12 protein-coding genes are annotated in these 18,265 nt (G+C 46.1%); 9 read left to right on the top strand and 3 right to left on the bottom strand.

The genetic code is table 11. The features are described from left to right. Positions 1-53: 53 nt before the first annotated feature. Positions 54-1,877, bottom strand: a complete 1,824-nt coding sequence (locus ACWYVB_RS16430; RefSeq protein WP_395222221.1) for a DUF3413 domain-containing protein — start codon at positions 1,875-1,877, stop codon at positions 54-56. Positions 1,878-2,129: 252 nt separating this feature from the next. On the opposite strand from ACWYVB_RS16430, the gene recC reads away from it, so the two are divergent. From recC to ACWYVB_RS16405, 5 genes are all read left to right on the top strand, one after another. Beyond that, a complete protein-coding gene (gene recC / locus ACWYVB_RS16425) occupies positions 2,130-5,621 on the top strand; it encodes an exodeoxyribonuclease V subunit gamma (RefSeq protein ID WP_395222220.1) in 3,492 nt (1,163 codons plus the stop codon). A gap of 327 nt (positions 5,622-5,948) precedes the next feature. Further along, complete coding sequence (recB, locus tag ACWYVB_RS16420; RefSeq protein WP_395222270.1) at positions 5,949-9,623, top strand: exodeoxyribonuclease V subunit beta; 3,675 nt, start codon at positions 5,949-5,951, stop codon at positions 9,621-9,623. Further along, on the top strand, positions 9,623-11,770 hold the full coding sequence (gene recD, locus ACWYVB_RS16415) for an exodeoxyribonuclease V subunit alpha (RefSeq protein WP_395222219.1): 2,148 nt from the start codon (positions 9,623-9,625) through the stop codon (positions 11,768-11,770). The genes recB and recD overlap by 1 nt, the downstream gene beginning before the upstream one ends. A 156-nt stretch (positions 11,771-11,926) precedes the next feature. Next, positions 11,927-12,301 carry a hypothetical protein gene (locus ACWYVB_RS16410; protein ID WP_182032723.1) on the top strand — a complete coding sequence of 125 codons (375 nt, stop codon included), beginning with the start codon at positions 11,927-11,929 and terminating at the stop codon, positions 12,299-12,301. A gap of 26 nt (positions 12,302-12,327) precedes the next feature. Continuing rightward, entirely contained in the window at positions 12,328-12,699 is a 372-nt protein-coding gene (locus ACWYVB_RS16405; protein ID WP_046874995.1) for a hypothetical protein, read from the top strand. Positions 12,700-12,747: 48 nt separating this feature from the next. Here the strand turns inward: ACWYVB_RS16405 and ACWYVB_RS16400 are convergent, their stop codons facing one another. Then, positions 12,748-12,936: a hypothetical protein gene (locus ACWYVB_RS16400; protein WP_074191720.1), complete on the bottom strand. Its 189-nt coding sequence runs from the start codon at positions 12,934-12,936 to the stop codon at positions 12,748-12,750. Between the two features lie 415 nt (positions 12,937-13,351). Continuing rightward, on the bottom strand, positions 13,352-14,689 hold the full coding sequence (gene argA / locus ACWYVB_RS16395; protein ID WP_012841478.1) for an amino-acid N-acetyltransferase: 1,338 nt from the start codon (positions 14,687-14,689) through the stop codon (positions 13,352-13,354). Positions 14,690-14,851: 162 nt separating this feature from the next. On the opposite strand from argA, the gene ACWYVB_RS16390 reads away from it, so the two are divergent. From ACWYVB_RS16390 to csdE, 4 genes are all read left to right on the top strand, one after another. Then, positions 14,852-15,307, top strand: a complete 456-nt coding sequence (locus ACWYVB_RS16390) for a DUF2850 domain-containing protein (RefSeq protein ID WP_225461934.1) — start codon at positions 14,852-14,854, stop codon at positions 15,305-15,307. A gap of 273 nt (positions 15,308-15,580) precedes the next feature. Continuing rightward, entirely contained in the window at positions 15,581-16,684 is a 1,104-nt protein-coding gene (mltA, locus tag ACWYVB_RS16385) for a murein transglycosylase A (RefSeq protein ID WP_012841480.1), read from the top strand. A 99-nt stretch (positions 16,685-16,783) separates the two neighbouring features. Then, entirely contained in the window at positions 16,784-17,593 is an 810-nt protein-coding gene (gene tcdA, locus ACWYVB_RS16380) for a tRNA cyclic N6-threonylcarbamoyladenosine(37) synthase TcdA (RefSeq protein ID WP_005380241.1), read from the top strand. A gap of 19 nt (positions 17,594-17,612) precedes the next feature. After that, a complete protein-coding gene (csdE, locus tag ACWYVB_RS16375; protein ID WP_046874993.1) occupies positions 17,613-18,041 on the top strand; it encodes a cysteine desulfurase sulfur acceptor subunit CsdE in 429 nt (142 codons plus the stop codon). Positions 18,042-18,265 lie beyond the last annotated feature (224 nt).

Below are 18,265 nucleotides of genomic sequence, written 5' to 3'. Positions count from 1 at the left end.
TTGGTCTTACAGCCAAGAGGCTTTTTTATTTCAATCGCCGTCGATGTTGGACACTAGCCTTTTTTGTAAAATCGCGACATCTCATCCAGAGAATGACGAATGATATCGACAGGAACTTTCTGTTCTTTCTCGACTTTTAACTGGCGATTCAGTTGCTGAGAGTGCCCGCCAGGATTGACCACAAGCATCAATTCTTTGCCGACCAATGCATAGTTGTAGTAGCTGCCAGCAATATACCAATCGCGAGGGGCAGAGCTATCAAACAAGTTATGACCAACACTGTATGAACTCGTTGTGCCTTGAACGTCAAACAGCGTATTCATCATGGTTGGCACGACGTCAAAATGGGTCGTGCGGTAATCAATTTGCTCTGGTTGACGATTTGGCATGTACACGTAAAGAGGAACATGTACTTGAACGTCACTGTAGTTACCCGTGTGGCCCCAATAGTTCATCTTATGGTCATTAAACTCTTCACCATGATCAGATGAAATCACCACAATGGTGTTGTCTAAGTCGACGTTTTTCAGCACATCACCAATCAAGCTATCGATGTAGTACAACGAGTTCTTGTATCGATTGTGGTAAAGCGAAGCGTCAAAATCGTTGTTGAGCAAAATGTGGTCAACGCGTTCCCAGTATGGTTTGAATTTCGCAAATTCAGGTTCGGGAAATACTGTACCGTGGGCGGCATCGTAGAACAGAAAACCAAAGTACGGTTTGTCGCTGTCCTGCTTTTGGAACTCGATGAACTTGTCTGTGATCTGCTGATCGCGCTCGACTGCTGTTTCCCCTGTTTGTTTCAAGGTCAAGTCCGACACTTTTTTGAATACCGTGCGAGAAAGTGGCGGGCTGGTGAGCGGTGCCGAGCCAAAAATGCCCATGCGGTAGCCTTCTGCTTGCAGTGTATCCATAAAAACAGGAGAGCGTTGGCTTGCGTAAAAACTTTCCCAGTAGGTTGCGGGCAAGCTGTAAAACAGGCTGAAAATACCCGCTTGAGTTGAGTTGCCGCCGCTCATGTGTTGTGTGAAATTCACTGTCTTTTCGGCGAACTTGCTGACATTTGGCATGATTTCCGGCGTCGCATCACTGTAGCGCCACGCGTCAACCAAGATAAACAAAACATTGGGCTGTTTCTCTTTGCTTTGCACTTGAATGGGCGCAAGCGGGTAGTTGAGTGAGCTACGTTCAATGTTGGTTAACTCTACGCGGTTCTTCGATGCAATGTTCTCATCCACTAGGTCGTGTTTGTAAATAAATTTACGAGCCGTCAGCGGGTAGTAAAGTGGCCAGTTATTCGAAAACTGACTGACTTCATCGTCGTAAAGCGCGTTTTTGTACGCATGAATCATCTGCGTGCTAAGCAATACAGTAAACCAGACGCTGATCAAAACGAACTTAGCTCGGCTTTGTGCCAGTTTATTACTTACCCAAACGGTACAGGCGAGCCCGATCACCAGAACGGCAACTTCACTGACGAAGATAAGCCAACTCATCCAAGAAATATCGAAGACATCACCGCCACCTTCGAAAAACATACGAATTAATAGGGCGTTGATGTGAAGTTTGTATTGCTGAAAAACGAGGATATCGACTTTAAACATGATCAATAGACAGATCGCGATAGCGATCACGATGCCTTTGAATGCTCGAGTCGGTAGAAAAGAGAGCAATAAACTCAACAACATAAATGGAAGAGCGATCAAGCCCAGCCAGCCATATTGAGTCGAAACCAAATAGTAACCTTGCAAAAAGGTTAGTGGTTCATTCTGATTGTTAGACAACACAAAAGGATAACAAGCGATCGACAGATACACTGCAAAGCAAGCAAAAAAAGCAATCAGCCAAGCGCTGTTGGAAGACAGTTTGCGAAACATACTTTTTGTTTGTTTATAAATTATGGGTAGAGAGAGTATAAAACAGTGTTTTTTATTATGGAATAGTTGCGACGAATGTCACATTTTGTATGGAAGTGTCAGACTTGATTGACATGTGAAAATTAAGAAGATTCATACTCTATTTGAGTGATATATAACCTTTTGTTTTTTCCGAACGCGAGATCACTGCGGGTTTAAATGGGGCTGTGCTAAGCTAGCTAACAGTTTCAATCGGCGCTCGGTATTCCCAATTTGTTTACTGTTTATCATTCCAACCAAGTTGACGTTCTCAAATCACTCCTTGTCGAACTGATTCGAATCAGTCCGCTGGAAAACCCGTTCGAAAAAGAACAAATTCTGGTTCAAAGTCCGGGCATGTCCCAGTGGCTAAAAATGGAATTGGCCAAAGAGTTTGGTGTTGCCGCGAACATTGATTTTCCGCTTCCTGCTACCTTCATTTGGGATATGTTTACGCAGGTGTTGCCAGACGTGCCAAAACGCAGTGCGTTTAACAAAGAAGCGATGACGTGGAAGTTGATGCATCTGCTTCCGGGGCTTCTCAACCAAGAGGTGTTTTCGCCGTTAGCGCAGTACCTCAAAGATGACAGTGACCACTCTAAGCTGTATCAGCTGGCTGAGAAAATTGCCGATATTTTCGATGGTTACTTGGTGTATCGTCCGGAATGGATCGCAAGTTGGGAAGCTGGGCAGAGTGTGCCAGAGCTGGAAGATGAGCATCCGTGGCAGCCGATCCTGTGGCAAGCGTTGTACGATCACACTGTGTCATTAGGACAGTCTCCTTATCACCGTGCCAACCTTTATGAGCACTTTATCGATACGTTAGCGAGTTTTAACGGCAATTTTGACCATTTACCCAAGCGTTTGTTTGTTTTTGGTATTTCTTCGTTGCCGCCTCGCTATATGGATGCGCTAAAAGCAATTGGTGAACACATCGACGTGCATCTGATGTTCACCAACCCGTGTCGTTATTACTGGGGTGAAGTTCGAGATCGCAAATATCTGGCTCGTTTGGCGGCGAAACATCGTCAGCACGTTGTGTGGCAGGACGATCACTCGGAAGTGCAAGGTGAAACTGAGCAACTGAAAGGATCACTAGAAGATAATGTGATCGATGAGCTGCACACCGATGTGGTTGGAAACAGTCTGTTGGCGTCCATGGGTAAACTCGGGCGTGACAATATGTATCTGTTGTCTCAACTGGAATCTCATGAAATTGAGGCGTTTGTTGATGTTGAGCGCGACAGTCTGCTCCATCAATTGCAAGCGGATATTCTCAATCTTGAAGAACATCAAGATGACCAACAGATTGAAAACAGTCATCACAAACAAGTGGTTAGCTTGGGTGATAAATCACTGAGCCTACACGCTTGTCACAGCCCGATGCGTGAAGTGGAAGTGCTGCATGATCAACTATTGGCGATGTTCGATGCTGACCCAACGTTAAAACCGCGCGATATTATCGTGATGGTCGCGGACATCAACGCTTACAGCCCTGCGATTCAGGCGGTCTTTGGTAACGCTCCGGGTGAGCGTTTTATTCCATATTCGATTTCTGACCGAACCGCCGATCAAGAGAGCCCAATTCTGGCCGCATTTATGCAGTTGGTGAACTTACCCAATACGCGCTGTTTGGCATCAGAACTACTCGAGCTTCTGGAAACGCCATCGATATTAAAGCGTTTTGAACTCAGCGAAGATGATTTCTTACAAGCCAAACAATGGGTTGAGGAGTCGGGGATTCGCTGGGGATTGGATGCCAATACCGGGCGCGAATTTGAACTGCCGGAAACCCGTCAAAACACATGGCAATTTGGTATTCAACGCATGTTGCTTGGCTACGCGATGCCAGAATCCGCAGGTTTATTTGAAACCGAGCAAGGTAGTTTATCTCCGTACAACGAAGTGCAAGGCATGGGCGCAGAGCTTGCGGGCAAGTTGGCACACTTTATCCAACAAATTAGCACTTATCGCAGCAAACTTTCTCATGTTCAGACTATTGATGGTTGGCGAGAGACTTTGGTTTCACTGCTGGATGACTTCTTCTCAGTTGAGTTAGAAGGCGAAATGGCGCTCAAATCCATTCGCGATACGCTCAGCCAACTCAAAGAGCAATTGGCTGATGCCGCATTTGATGATGCGTTATCGCCGTCGATCATCAGCCAATACCTTCAAAACAAATTATCTGGCACACGAGTCAGCCAGCGCTTCCTGGCTGGTCAAGTGAACTTCTGTACCTTGATGCCGATGCGCTCTATTCCGTTTAGAACCGTTTGTCTGCTGGGGATGAATGACGGCGTGTACCCGCGTTCCATGCCGCCGGAAGGCTTTGACTTGATGACGGGAAGAACCAAACCGGGCGACCGTTCGCGCCGAGATGATGACCGTTACCTATTCCTCGAAGCGATGTTGTCTGCACAGCAAACGCTCTACATCAGTTATGTTGGCCGTTCAATCCAAGACAACACCGAGCGAGTGCCTTCGGTTCTGGTTTCTGAGCTGATGGAATACTGTCACCAAAACTATTGTTTAAGTGGTGATGAAGCGTTGCCCGTTGATGAGTCTGGCGACAACTTATTAAATGCGTTGGTGAATACCCACGCCATGGTGCCGTTTAGCCCAAGTGCGTTCCAAGGCATGCACGCCAGCTACGCGAAAGAGTGGATTCCAGCGGCATTGACTCAAAGCAGTCAATCGCAAGGCTATGTTCGTCGTGATTTTAATCGGGCATTAGACAACTATCTGTTAGGAGCGACGTTCCCACTTGAGCTCGACTTAGTCGAGTTGCAACGTTTCTGGCGCTTACCTGTGCAGTATTTTTTCAATCGTCGTTTAAAAGTAATCTTTGAACCGCCACTGCCGGTGATGGAAGACGACGAACCCTTTGTTTTAGGTGGTTTGGAAAGCTATCAAATGCGTGATGAGCTGCTAGAAACCTTGCTTGAAACGACATTGATACAGCCAGAGAAAAAAGCAGAAGTGCTTAAACACTTTATGAGTCAACAGCGCGCTCAAGGCAAACTTCCGGTGGGAGCGTTTGGTGATATCGAATTTGAAACCAACCGAGTTCAGGCGGAAGAGCTGGTGGATAAACTGGCGTTTTTATCTGGTGCGCCTCAAGACGATTTGGAAATCGACCTGACGTTTGATTCCTTGTTTGAGCGAAATGAAGGCGAAGAGAAAAACGTTCGCCTAACAGGTTGGCTAACTCAATGCTACCAATCCGGTTTGATTCGCTATAGAAGCGGTAAGATTCGCTCGCAGGATTACCTTGCTGCGTGGATCGACCACCTTGCCATGTCGGCGTCGGGTTATGCCAAGAAAACTCATCTGATTGGCTACGATCGTAAAGAAGGCGCGCTGCATTTGATCTACCCAGAAATTGCCGATGCGCAGTACGCCAAACAGCTACTGACTGAATTAGTTCGCTTATTCTTCGAAGGCATGACTAAGCCTTTGCCTTATTTCCCGAAAACGGCGTTGGCTTGTGTTGAAGCAGGCTTTAGCCGCGGTCAGTGGGTCGATGACGAAGAGAAATCTTTGAAGAAAATGGCTGACGCATTCAATGATGGCTTCATGAGCCAGGGCGAAGGCAATAATGCGTACATCTCTCGAATTTGGCCTGCTTGGAATGATGAGTTGGCCTCAGAAGTTCGTTTGCTGACAGCATTAGTTTTGCAAGGTGCGCGCTTAGCGGTTCAAGACGCTGATGACGTAAAAGCGTAATAAAGACAGTTGGATAAAGAGAAGGAAGAGTAGGGTGGCCGCCAGAAAATCATTATTTTTTGTAGGGCGTTCGCTGTACGGCCACAAGGTCAGAGGGACCATGATACTTTTGTTTAATTCATTTGAGTTGTGCCGCCAAAAAGGTTTGGCTTATCTCGTGGGGCGCATACTAACGGTACGTCTTATGGATAACCGTGAGAAAGATCTCACAAAGCTCTAAATTATCCAACTTGTTAAACATATTAATAGAATTTTTAACTATAGATCACATTTATTAGGTGATACGTCCTAGTAAATAATCCGGAGAGATTCAGCGTTATGGAGCAAATGTCAGGTGCAGAGTGTCCTCTACATACGTTAGACCGCACAGAGCAACCTCAACCAACGCCACTAGAACCGATGACGTTTCCTCTGCATGGTGCGAGGTTAATCGAGGCATCAGCAGGTACAGGTAAAACCTTCACTATTGCAGGTTTATATCTGCGTCTTTTGCTTGGTCACGGCAGCGCGGAAACTCGACATCGCGTACCGCTTACGGTCGACCAAATTCTGGTCGTAACCTTTACCGAAGCGGCAACTGCGGAATTACGCGATCGTATCAGGGCAAGAATCCATGATGCGCGAATCGCGTTTGCGCGTGGACAGAGTTCCGATCCGGTGATCCAACCTTTGCTTAATGAGTTTGACGATCACAAGCAAGCCGCAGAAATTTTATTGCAGGCAGAGCGTCAGATGGACGAGGCGGCGGTCTACACCATTCACGGTTTTTGCCAACGTATGCTAACGCAAAATGCGTTTGAATCTGGCAGCCGATTTAATAATGAGTTTGTGACCGATGAAAGCCACCTAAAAGCGCAAGTTGTAGCCGATTACTGGCGCCGCAACTTTTACCCGTTGCCATTTACCTTGGCTGGAGAAATTCGCCAGCTATGGGGCTCTCCATCTGCGTTGTTGTCTGACATCAGCAATTACTTAACCGGTGCGCCGTTAAGCCTTTCTGTTCCTGCAATGAAAGGCAGTTTGGCTGATCTTCATACTGAAAATCTGAAAAAAATTGATGAATTAAAAGCACAGTGGCGAGAAAGCCAAGATGACTTCTTCACGCTGATTTCAGATTCAGATATTAACAAACGCAGCTACACCAAAAAGTCTCTGCCGACGTGGTTGGAGGCGGTGAATGCTTGGGCGGCAACGGAAACCACAGGTTACGATTATCCAGACAAGCTGGAGAAATTCGCGCAAAACGTCTTGTTGGAAAAAACACCGAAAGGCAGTGCGCCGCAGCATGCGGTATTTGAAGCCATTGAAACATTTCTTGCCAATCCAATCAGCTTAAAAGCGCCACTGCTTGCGCATGCGATTGAGCATTGTCGTGTGATGCTGGCCAATGCGAAAAATCAAAAACAGTGGCTCTCTTTCGATGATTTGCTGACGCAACTTTCTGCTTCTATCGATACGGACGAAAGCGAGCTTTTAGCGGCGCGTATTCGTACTTTGTACCCTGTCGCAATGATTGACGAGTTCCAAGATACTGACCCGCTTCAATACAGTATTTTCAGCCGTATTTATCTGAACAACCCGGAATGTGGTTTGTTTATGATCGGTGACCCCAAGCAGGCGATTTATGGCTTTCGTGGAGCAGACATTTTCACTTACATCAAAGCGCGTAACCAAGTAAGTGCCCACTACACGTTAGGAACCAACTGGCGTTCTAGTGCCGATATGGTGCAGGCGGTAAACCAAGTGTTTGCCTTGCCTGATAGTCCATTTATCTATGACTCGGACATCCCGTTCTTACCCGTAAAGTACAGTCCCAATGCCGAAAAACGCATTTGGACTATGGGTGGCCAAAAGCAACCCGCGCTGACTTATTGGTTGCAAGAAGCGGACGATAAACCGCTACCCAAAGGCGAGTATTTGACTCGAATGGCGGAGGCGACCGCAAGCCAAATCCAAACCATTTTGACGCAGGCTCTACAGGGGCAAGCGTCTCTGGTGAATGGCGAAAAACAGAAAGCGGTTCAAGCGGGCGATATTGCGGTGTTGGTTCGAACAGGTAGCGAAGGTCGAATGATCAAACAAGCGCTGGCTGATCAAGGCATTGCCAGCGTGTACCTGTCTAACCGAGACAGTGTGTTTACCAGTTCAGTGGCGCAGGATTTACAGCGTCTGCTGCAAGCGGTGCTGACTCCAGAAAATGACCGTGCGCTGCGTGCAAGTCTTGCTTCTGAGCTGTTTGCCCTCGACGCAGCAAGTTTGGATGCACTTAATAACGATGAAATTGTGTGGGAAAACGCCGTAAACGAATTCAAAGAATATCGCAAACTTTGGGTTCAACGTGGTGTGCTGCCGATGTTGCGCGCGGTGATCAGTAAACGCCATATTGCTGAGCGATTACTAGAAGAAGGCGCGAGTTCACAGGGTGAAAATGGTGAGCGAGTGCTTACCGATTTAATGCACATCGGTGAACTGCTTCAACAAGCCAGTAATGAACTGGATAGCGACCACGGTCTGCTGCGTTGGCTCGCTCAGTCTATCAGTGATGCGGAAAACGGTTTGGGTGGCAGTGATGACCAAATCCAACGTTTAGAATCGGAACGTAACTTAGTGCAGATCGTAACTATTCACAAATCAAAAGGCTTGGAGTATGACCTCGTATTTCTGCCGTTTGTGTTCAGCTATCGAGAAGCCAGCGAAGCCAAATATTACGATGCAGCCAATGACCGCACGGTACTGGATATCACTGGCAACGACGCGTCCATGAAGCAAGCGGATAAAGAGCGTTTGGCGGAAGACTTACGCTTGATATACGTGGCATTAACACGTGCTGTGTATGCGTGTTTTATTGGAGCCTCGCCTTTGCGCAATGGTCGTTCGACCAAAGAGCCAACTGGCGTACACCGCAGTGCGATTGGCTATTTGATTCAGAATGGTCAAGAAGGTGGCATTAACGATTTGCACCAAGGTTTAACAAAGCAACAAGACGAGCTTGATTGTGTCGTTGTGGCCGATCCGCCGCCGCAACTCGAAGAGAAGTACGTAGCGCCACAAGAAGAAATACACGATCTTAGCGCGAAAGAGCTGCAAAACCCTATCGACAGAAACTGGCGCATCACCAGTTATTCTGGCTTGGTCAAGCAAGGCTCTCATCACGCCGAGCATGATGCCACGATTGAGATTACGGGTTTTGATATCGACTCATCTGAAGAACAAGACGAAGCGGATTTGGTGGAGCCAGAGCGTTCGATTTTTACCTTCCCTCGCGGTGCGCGTCCGGGTACGTTCCTGCACAGCTTGTTTGAGGAAATTGAATTTACTCAGCCAGCCACTACTGAAGAGAATACACAAATCATCCTTGGTTTGATGGAAAGCGAACAGCTCGATGAAGAGTGGTTGCCCATTTTACAACAATTGATTGATACCGTACTCGCAACGCCGTTGGATGGTAAGTCTTTGCTGCTGAATCAAAAAGCACCGTCGCAACGTTTGGTGGAGATGGAATTTTTGTTGCCGATTGAAGTGTTGTCTGCACCGGCGTTAAACCGAGTCATTCAACGTCACGATCCGTTGTCGGCGAAAGCGGGGGATTTAGGTTTCCAAACCGTGCAAGGCATGCTCAAAGGTTTTATCGACTTGGTGTTTGAACATCAAGGTAAATACTACGTGCTTGACTGGAAATCGAATCATCTTGGCGACGATGTAGCGAGCTACCATGGTGAGGCTCTGAAATCGGCCATGGCGGATCACCGCTACGATTTGCAGTATCAGATTTATGCGTTAGCACTGCATCGTTTCCTACGCAGCCGATTGGCGAATTATCAATATGAGCAGCACTTCGGTGGCGTGTATTACTTGTTCTTGCGCGGCATGGATGGGCAGAGTGACCACGGCATTTTTGCCGCGAAACCAACCTTAGAGTTCTTACAAGAGATGGATCGTTTGATTGATGGTCAAGCACTTGAAACGCGCTCAACTCAAGCCGGGCAGATGGAGCTACTTTAATGACGACAAATCACAATCTTCATTCTGACCAAGATAGCCTATTGGTAGTGTTGGAACGCTTGGCGCACAAAGGCGCGCTTCGTCAGCTCGACTACCAATTCGCCTGCTTTATTGATTCTCAAACTAATGATGAACAGCCTGACAACCAAGCATTGGCGTTTATCGCGGGTGTTGTCAGTAGTGAGCTTGGCAAAGGACATATCTGTCTGTCTCTGTTCGATGCACAAGGGCAATCTACGGATTTAGCCAGTAAGTTAGGGCTGTTTGGTGAGTCGGCATTGGCGCTCAACACACAGTTGCAAGGCATAGACTGGATTGAAGTATTACAAAATTCCAGCGTGGTTGGCGCGCAAGGAGAAGCCTTGCCGCTGATGTTCGATGGTGAGCGTCTGTATCTGCACCGCTATTGGCATTATGAAGTGACACTGGCGGAAAAGCTCAATCAGTTGGGCGCTGTAGTGAACTTGCAGTCGCAAGAGTTAGCGCGATTATCGGACTTGCTCAACCATCTGTTTGCACGCCAATACCATTTTCTGTTTAACGCGTTAGGCAAAGCAGTAGAAGCGGGAAGCAGCAACCAAGTGTTGCGTCAGCAATTGGTGTGTGACCACCTTGACGTAGTTGCAAGCGAATCGTTGGATTGGCACGCCATTGATTCCGTGCTTAGCAATGCGCGCAAGGTTCAAGATTTGCAAATACTGGATGAACTCGTACCACTCTCGGCTTGCGTGAACTGGCAAAAAGTCGCGGCGGCAGTTGCGTTAACCCGTCGATTTGCTGTGATTTCTGGTGGTCCAGGCACGGGTAAAACGACGACAGTAACCAAATTGCTTGCCGCTTTGATTGAACAGGCGACGCACGAGAAAAACCTAACCATCAAGCTGGTGGCCCCGACGGGGAAAGCGGCGGCGCGATTAACCGAGTCCATTGGTAAAGCGGTGCAAGAGCTGCCAGTTTCTCCGGAGCTAAAAGCCAAAATTCCGACTGAATCGAGCACCTTGCATCGGTTACTGGGCGCGATTCCAAATAGCGCAGAATTTCGTCACAACAAGCAAAATCCACTGCATTTGGATATTTTAGTTATCGACGAAGCGTCGATGGTCGATTTACCAATGATGTACAAAGTGGTTGATGCCTTACCGAAACATGCGCGGCTGATTTTGCTAGGTGATAAAGATCAACTTGCTTCAGTTGAAGCAGGGGCCGTGTTGGGTGATATCTGTTCGTTCCATGCATTGGGTTATGGAAAAGAGCAGGCGTCAGCCATTGCAAAACTGACGGGTTTCGATACTTTAGCCCATACGGGTAACAGTGCATCTAGCATTGCCGATAGTTTATGTATGCTGCAAAAGAGTTACCGATTTGACGCTCGCTCAGGCATTGGTCAGTTGGCAAAAGCGGTTAACTCCGGTTCTGCTGCGAGCGTAGATAACGTCTGGTCGCGTGACTTTTCTGATATCGAACATTTCGCGCTAAGTAGTCAGCACTACAACCAAATGATGCAGACGTTGGTGCAGGAATACGGTCGTTACCTCAAACGCATTGGACAACAGGAAACCGATCCTGAAACCGGAGAGCCAGAGTCGCTAACGCGTAAAGCCAAAGCGGTATTAGATACCTTCAACCAATGCCGACTGCTTTGCGCGATTCGTGAAGGTGACTTTGGTGTTGCTGGGCTAAACCAGCGCATCGAGAAAGCGCTCGCGGCGCGCAAGTTCATTCAGGTTCAGGATGAAATTTGGTATCACGGTAGACCTGTCATGGTTACGCGTAATGATCATGGTCTAGGTTTGTATAACGGTGATATTGGTATTTGCATGCGAGATGACAGTGAAGAAGAACCGCGTTTGAAAGTCTTTTTCGAGTTACCTGACGGCAGTGTGAAATCGGTCTTGCCAAGCCGAGTGCCTGAACATGAAACGGCTTACGCCATGACCATCCACAAATCGCAAGGCAGTGAATTTGATTACACCCTGATGATTTTGCCACCAGACTTTAGCCCGATATTAACCCGTGAGTTGATTTACACAGGCATTACCCGCGCGAAAAAGCGTTTAGCTCTTTACGCCGAACTCAATGTTCTGAAGCGAGGCATTAAGGTGAAAACGGCTCGCGCGAGTGGATTAGTACAGCGGCTTACGAATTAATTTTTACTTGTGATTGTGACATTTTCGAAGATGATTCTTTGTGGCGGGTCTTATATCCGCCATTTCGTTTTCATGAAAAATGGATTGCTATTGAGTAATATTCTTCCTTAAAGGTATATTTCTCCTTTCTCATTCGCATATCAAAGGCAACTGAATATGAGTTTGCTCGACTCGTCTTTTCTAACCTTCTTTATCGCCGGAGGAGGCGCGTTTTTATGGTTCGTTATTATCGGAGCAATTTTTATATTTTTTATACCGCCAAAGGTGAAGCGGTTTGCTTTTAATCCGAAACATTATTCAGAAGTAGAGTTAGCCTTAGTCTCGGGTTTTCACTTTGGTGCTTTAGTACATGGTGTAGGCTTAGTTGCGGCGGTCGCTTTACCAACTTTAGCGAGGAGAAGGGGCTTTGCTGATATTCATCAAGTTTGCTCCGGTCTATTCATCGGAATTTGCCGTATTTATATAAGCGTTTTATTGCTTCTAGCTATGATCACTTTAGGCTCAATGGTGGTTTGGATGTCTATTACTTGAGAGCTGGAATAGAAGGTCGGTGAAGTTTGCAGTTATTAGAAGTTTCTTTTATTACATTTTTTGTTGCAGGTGCTTTGTTAGTTTTTTGGTACCTGATAGTAGGTATTTTGCTTATTGTTATCACGCCGCAAAAAGTAAAGCGCTATGCGTACACTAGTGAGCATTATACAGATATTGAGCTTGCTTTAGTTTCTGGATGTCACTTTGGGGCCTTAATACATGGATTAGCCCTTGTTGCCGCAGTTGCATTTCCTAAGTTGGCCAAAAAAAGAAAGCTAACAGATATTCGTAGAGTTTGCCCAAAGTGGTTCATAAGTATTGGGGTAGTGTACTGGACTATTTTAATCTTTATCGTAGTCACTATTTTTGCATCTTTGTTGGCTATGATTTTGTTTTGAATTGATTACGTACGTAAAAGAAGACCGAGCTTATGGCTCGGTCTTCTTTTATGCATGTTTTGCAAACGCATTGGTAAAAGACACGCTGCGTATTTTGTATTGCTGTTGATAAGCAAGAATAAAATCTCGGACAGCGTCATTTACGGGGAAAACACAGTGGACGTCTAGGCCTTCTAAAAACTGATTGTCAGCCATATCCCAGAAGCTTTGAAGCGAATTACAAATGATTGTTCTCATAACAGTGCTCGTCTCGGCTTATTTAAAGTCAGATTAACAACTGTCCTTGGTGTGCAATACGGAGCTAACTAGTTTTTCAATTGCCCAGTATTTTAGGGTGAAGGCTACATTACATCACCTAGATCCATTCGTATTGGTTAAAAACCAATCACTAGCGAGCAGAGTATAGCCAACCAAATGTATATTTAAAAGATAAAATTGGAACGAAAATTAAGCAATGGTTTGCGCATTTCTAAGTTGGGTTTACATGATGACCCGCCAGTCCGGAGTAGGGTTTATGTGTGGCCTTACTCCTAAACAAACTCGTTCCTAAACAAGCTCGATGTGCAGGGTTGAGCGTTAATGAACTGAATCCCGCACCTTGAGGTGTTGGTATAGCGGAACCTTAAATTTCTCTTCCTGATTTAAGGTTAAGCTACAAATCTAGCGCTAAGATTTTTGACTTACGCTGGAAGTTATATAGCCCTTGTTTGGCTCCGGGCAAATAGTCGACACTGACTTCGTAAAAACCTTGCTCTCTGAACCAATGCAGACTGTGTGTCGTGAGGACAAAGATTTGATCAATGGTTTCGGATTTAGAACGATGTTTCATGTAGTTGAGCAGTAACAAACCTCGGTTCCCATCACGATAGTCAGGGTGAATCGCTACGCAAGCCATCTCTGCTTTGCGCTCTTCTGGGTATGGATAAAGGGCTGCACAGCCAATAATCAGACCGTCCTTTTCGATAATGGTAAACTTTCCAATCTCTTGCTCTAGCTGCTCTCGAGAGCGCCTAACGAGTACACCTTGTTCTTCTAAAGGACGAATGAGGTCTAAGATACCGCCAATATCGTCAATATTAGCTTGTCTCACTTGTTCAGCGCTCGCCATAACAACTTGGGTTCCGATACCGTCGAAAGAGAACAACTCCTGAATTAAGGCTCCATCCACTTTATAGCTGATCAAGTGGCTACGAGGCACTCCGGCACGACAAGCGGCAATAGAGCCTTTAAGAAAGCGCAGTGTCCCAGTGTTGTAATCTAGGTCAGGAGACGTATTTTCAGAGAGCGTCTTGATGACATGTTCCGCCTCTATTGGCAACAACTCGGCGACAGCATTGCCGTTGTCATCAATGACACCTTGTTCTGAACAGAAACCAATCAGCTTATCCGCACCCAGCTTGATCGCTAGTTGGGTGGCGACTTCTTCCGATAATAAATTGAAGCACTCGCCAGTTACAGAGCTCGCAATGGGGCCAAGTAGCACAATAGAGCCTTGATCAAGAGTGCGGTTGATAGCATCGGTGTCAATGCGGCGAATACGTCCACTATGGCAATAATCCACCCCGTCATCAACGCCGAGTGGCTGAGCAATGATGTAGTTTCCGCTAACGACATTGAGCTGGGTGCCTGCCATCGGAGTGTTGTTGAGGCTCATTGATAGGCGCGCAGTAATCGCAAGTTGAAGTTGTCCGGCAGCTTGCATAACAACAGATAAAGCCGATTCATCCGTAATGCGGATATTTTTGTGGTAAGGCGTAGTGAGGTCTTGTTTTTCTAGCAGCTGATTAATTTGAGGACGTGCACCATACACCACCACGACTTTGATTCCGAGGCTGTGCATGAGTGCGATATCATTAATAATATTGCCAAAATTTTTGTGTGCGACGGCTTCTCCGCCCAGCATGATCACCATGGTTTTTCCGCGGTGAGCATTGACATAAGGTGTTGATTGACGGAATCCTTTTACGAGAGCAGTACTACGAATTTTCACTACAGCCATTCCTTTGTTTAATTATGTCAAAATAATGCCTTTTTATTCACTTGGTGGCAAGGTGAAATTTTGGAATAAAGCACAAACATATTGAGGTAGGTTCTTGGTCCCGTTGAAGGGGAGAGTTACAATGAGCGCGTCTTTTCTCAATACGTGAACCTCATGTCTTCTGCTGTTAATAAGAATGCTGCGATCACTGCTTCAAATCTGTCAAAAACGTCATCTAAATCAATGCTTCGTAAGTGGCTAGAACGCTCTCTCATGCTCGTTGCCATAGTTGGAACCGTTGTTGTGTGCATGCTGTATAGTGATTTGATTACTCGAACCATTAATCCGCCCATTCCTAAATCGACAATTTATGGTCGCTGGGTTGAGCAAGATGTTGCGCCTTATGCTCGTGAAGAATTTGTGTTGAGTGAGCGCGGTGTTACCGTAAATGGTTCTACAGTGGCGACCAGTTTTGAATTCGATGGGGATTCGTTTTCGTATCGAGTGGGTTCAAATGAGCGGCACTTCAATTTTGTGGGTAAGCAGCATGCAGAAATGAAGCTGGATGCCAATGCGCATTATCTACCTGTATTCCGTCTAGAGGGGCGTGCAAGGATTGCGGTAAGATAGTCGTTTTTATCATTGTCTGTTAAGCAGAGATCTCTTGCGTCTGTGAGTCACATGGATGATCACAATTTCATCTCTCAATCAGTAAATCTTACTTTCAAACATAATCCGGACAATTCCGTAATTCTTCCGCTGCTATCATGTTGCATTAACTGAATGAATTCACAACGAGTAAACGGATTGGCTTAGCGTTGAAACATTTTGTCGTTGCTTTTCAATTGCACCGTATGCATTTGTTTGCCATCCTTTTGCTATTCTCTTTTACGGAAAAGACACGTGTTAAAAAAACTCCTTCCTATTATCTCTTTGAGCCTACTCTTTGGCTGTGCTCAACAAAATGATCGTGCTCAGCAATATCTTGATGGTGAGTTTCCTCAGATCCTCAATCAAGTGGATGTGGTTGAGTCTAACAAACCACGCGATTTTACTGAATTTAACAAGCAAGCAGAGCAAGTGGTGATAAAGTCACCATCCATGGCGAAGATGTACCAACCGCTATATCAACGATTAAGTGAGTGGGCGCAACAGAGCGGAGATACCAGTGCGTTGAGTGCGTTTGGCATTCAAGCCGCGCAATTGGGTGGTGGTGATAAAAAAGGTAATGTGCTGTTTACCGGATACTTTTCTCCCGTGATGGAACTGCGTCATACACCAAACGACATTTTTAAGTACCCAGTTTATGGCAAGCCAAACTGCTCATCAGATTGTCCGACTCGCGCGGAGATCTATAATGGAGCACTAGATGGACAAGGTTTGGTGCTAGGTTACGCGCCTAATCGTATCGACCCATTTATGATGGAAGTGCAGGGCAGTGGCTATGTGCATTTTGAAGATGATGATACGTTGGAGTACTTTGCGTACGCGGGTAAAAACAACAAAGCTTACGTCAGCATTGGCCGCATTTTGATTGAACGTGGTGAAGTCCCGCGTGAAAAAATGTCCCTCAAAGCAATCAAAGAGTGGGTGATGGACAACGACGATGCAACAGTACGCGAGTTGTTGGAGCAAAATCCTTCTTACGTTTTCTTTGCGCCAAAAGCAGAAGCGCCAGTAACAGGCTCGGCTGGTATTCCGTTGTTGCCAATGGCCGCTGTCGCGGGTGACCGTTCTATCTTACCAATGGGTACGCCAATCTTGGCGGAAGTGCCACTGTTGAATGCTGATGGTACGTGGAGTGGTGCGCATCAACTGCGAATGCTGATCGTTTTAGACACTGGTGGTGCGGTAAAACAGAACCATTTGGATCTGTATCATGGCATTGGTGCGAGAGCAGGAACGGAAGCAGGGCACTACAAGCATTTTGGTCGAGTGTGGAAACTTGGGTTAGAAAACTCACCAACTCAAGCGCCTTGGGCTTTACCGCCAGAAAAGCTACAATAGTCGTCCAAGAGAGAGGAACACTCTCTTATCTAGACATTTCATCAAAGAGTGCGTATAAATCGCACTCTTTGTTTTTCTATCGATCATCTGGACTTCAATATGCGTGAACTCGATACCCCAGCATCTGACAGCTACAATCAACGCTTTGGCGGCACTCGTCGTCTTTATGGCAACAGCGAAGTGGACATTCTTCGCGCTGCACACGTTTGTGTGATTGGTATTGGTGGCGTAGGTTCATGGGCGGTGGAAGCGCTGGCTCGTACTGGGATCGGTGAGCTAACTCTGATTGATATGGACGATGTTTGTGTCACGAACATTAACCGCCAAATTCATGCGATGACGGGCACCGTTGGCCAAAGCAAAATTGAAGTGATGGCCGAGCGTGTCAAATTGATCAACCCAGAGTGTAAAGTCAACCTGATTGATGATTTCATCACGCCAGACAATCAACATGAGTACTTAAGCAAAGAGTTTGATTACGTGCTAGATGCGATTGACAGCGTAAAAGCGAAAGCGTCTTTGTTGGCGTATTGCCGCAGCAACAAGATCAAAGTGATCACCACGGGTGGTGCTGGTGGTCAGGTTGACCCAACGCAGATCATGGTCGCTGATTTAACGAAAACGATCCAAGATCCTCTAGCGAAGAAAATCAAAGACACCTTGCGTCGTCATCATAACTTCCCTAAGAATCCGGCTCGTAAGTTTGGTATTGATTGCGTGTTTTCAACCGAGCAGCTGAAGTACCCTCAAGCAGACGGTTCAGTGTGTGGTGTGAAGTCGACAGCGGAAGGCCCAAAACGTATGGATTGTGCTAGCGGTTTTGGTGCGGCGACTGTCGTAACTGCAACGTTTGGCTTTGTCGCGGTATCGCGAATCGTTGAGAAGTTGATTTCAAAATATAAGAAGTAAACTAGAAGAAGAGCGCATCATGACAGATTTTCCCGTATCTCCATTTGGTACAGATATCACCAGCGAAGACATTGTAGCGACTATGCAGCAATTTAAAGGCTGGGAAGATCGTTACCGTCAGGTTATTCAGTGGGGTAAAAAGCTGCCACAAATGCCAGAAGAGCTGAAATCAGAACAAGTTACCGTTTCGGGTTGTGAAAGCTTGGTGTGGTTAGTGAGCCAAGAGCAAGATGGCGTTTGGCATTTTTGTGCGGACTCCGATGCGCGTATCGTCCGTGGATTGATTGCCTTGGTGATGGCGGCTTATGACGGAAAAACAGCCGATCAAATTCAAGCATTTGACATCGATGCTTATTTTGATCAACTGGGGCTTATTGCACATTTAAGCCCGTCACGTGGTAATGGCTTGAAAGCTATTGTAGAGCAGATTAAGCAAACCGCCGTGTAATGAGTCATTTTCCCAATTCTTAAAAAACGCCGAATAGCCTAGCTGTTTGGCGTTTTTTGTATCTGAGTTGAGACATCTTTTGCATATGGGTAAAAAATATGCAAATGGTCGACTATTTTAGCGCTAATTAACCATTCTATTGATCCTGGTTCATTATATTGTCCACTTGGTTTTTATAAACTCAATTGTATTTAAAATTTGTCTATATTAGATAATAGACATAT

It is taken from the genome of Vibrio sp. JZG10 (genome assembly GCF_054064075.1).
The sequence above is the reverse complement of the archived record's forward strand: the minus strand, read 5'-3'. Positions and strand labels throughout refer to the sequence as shown.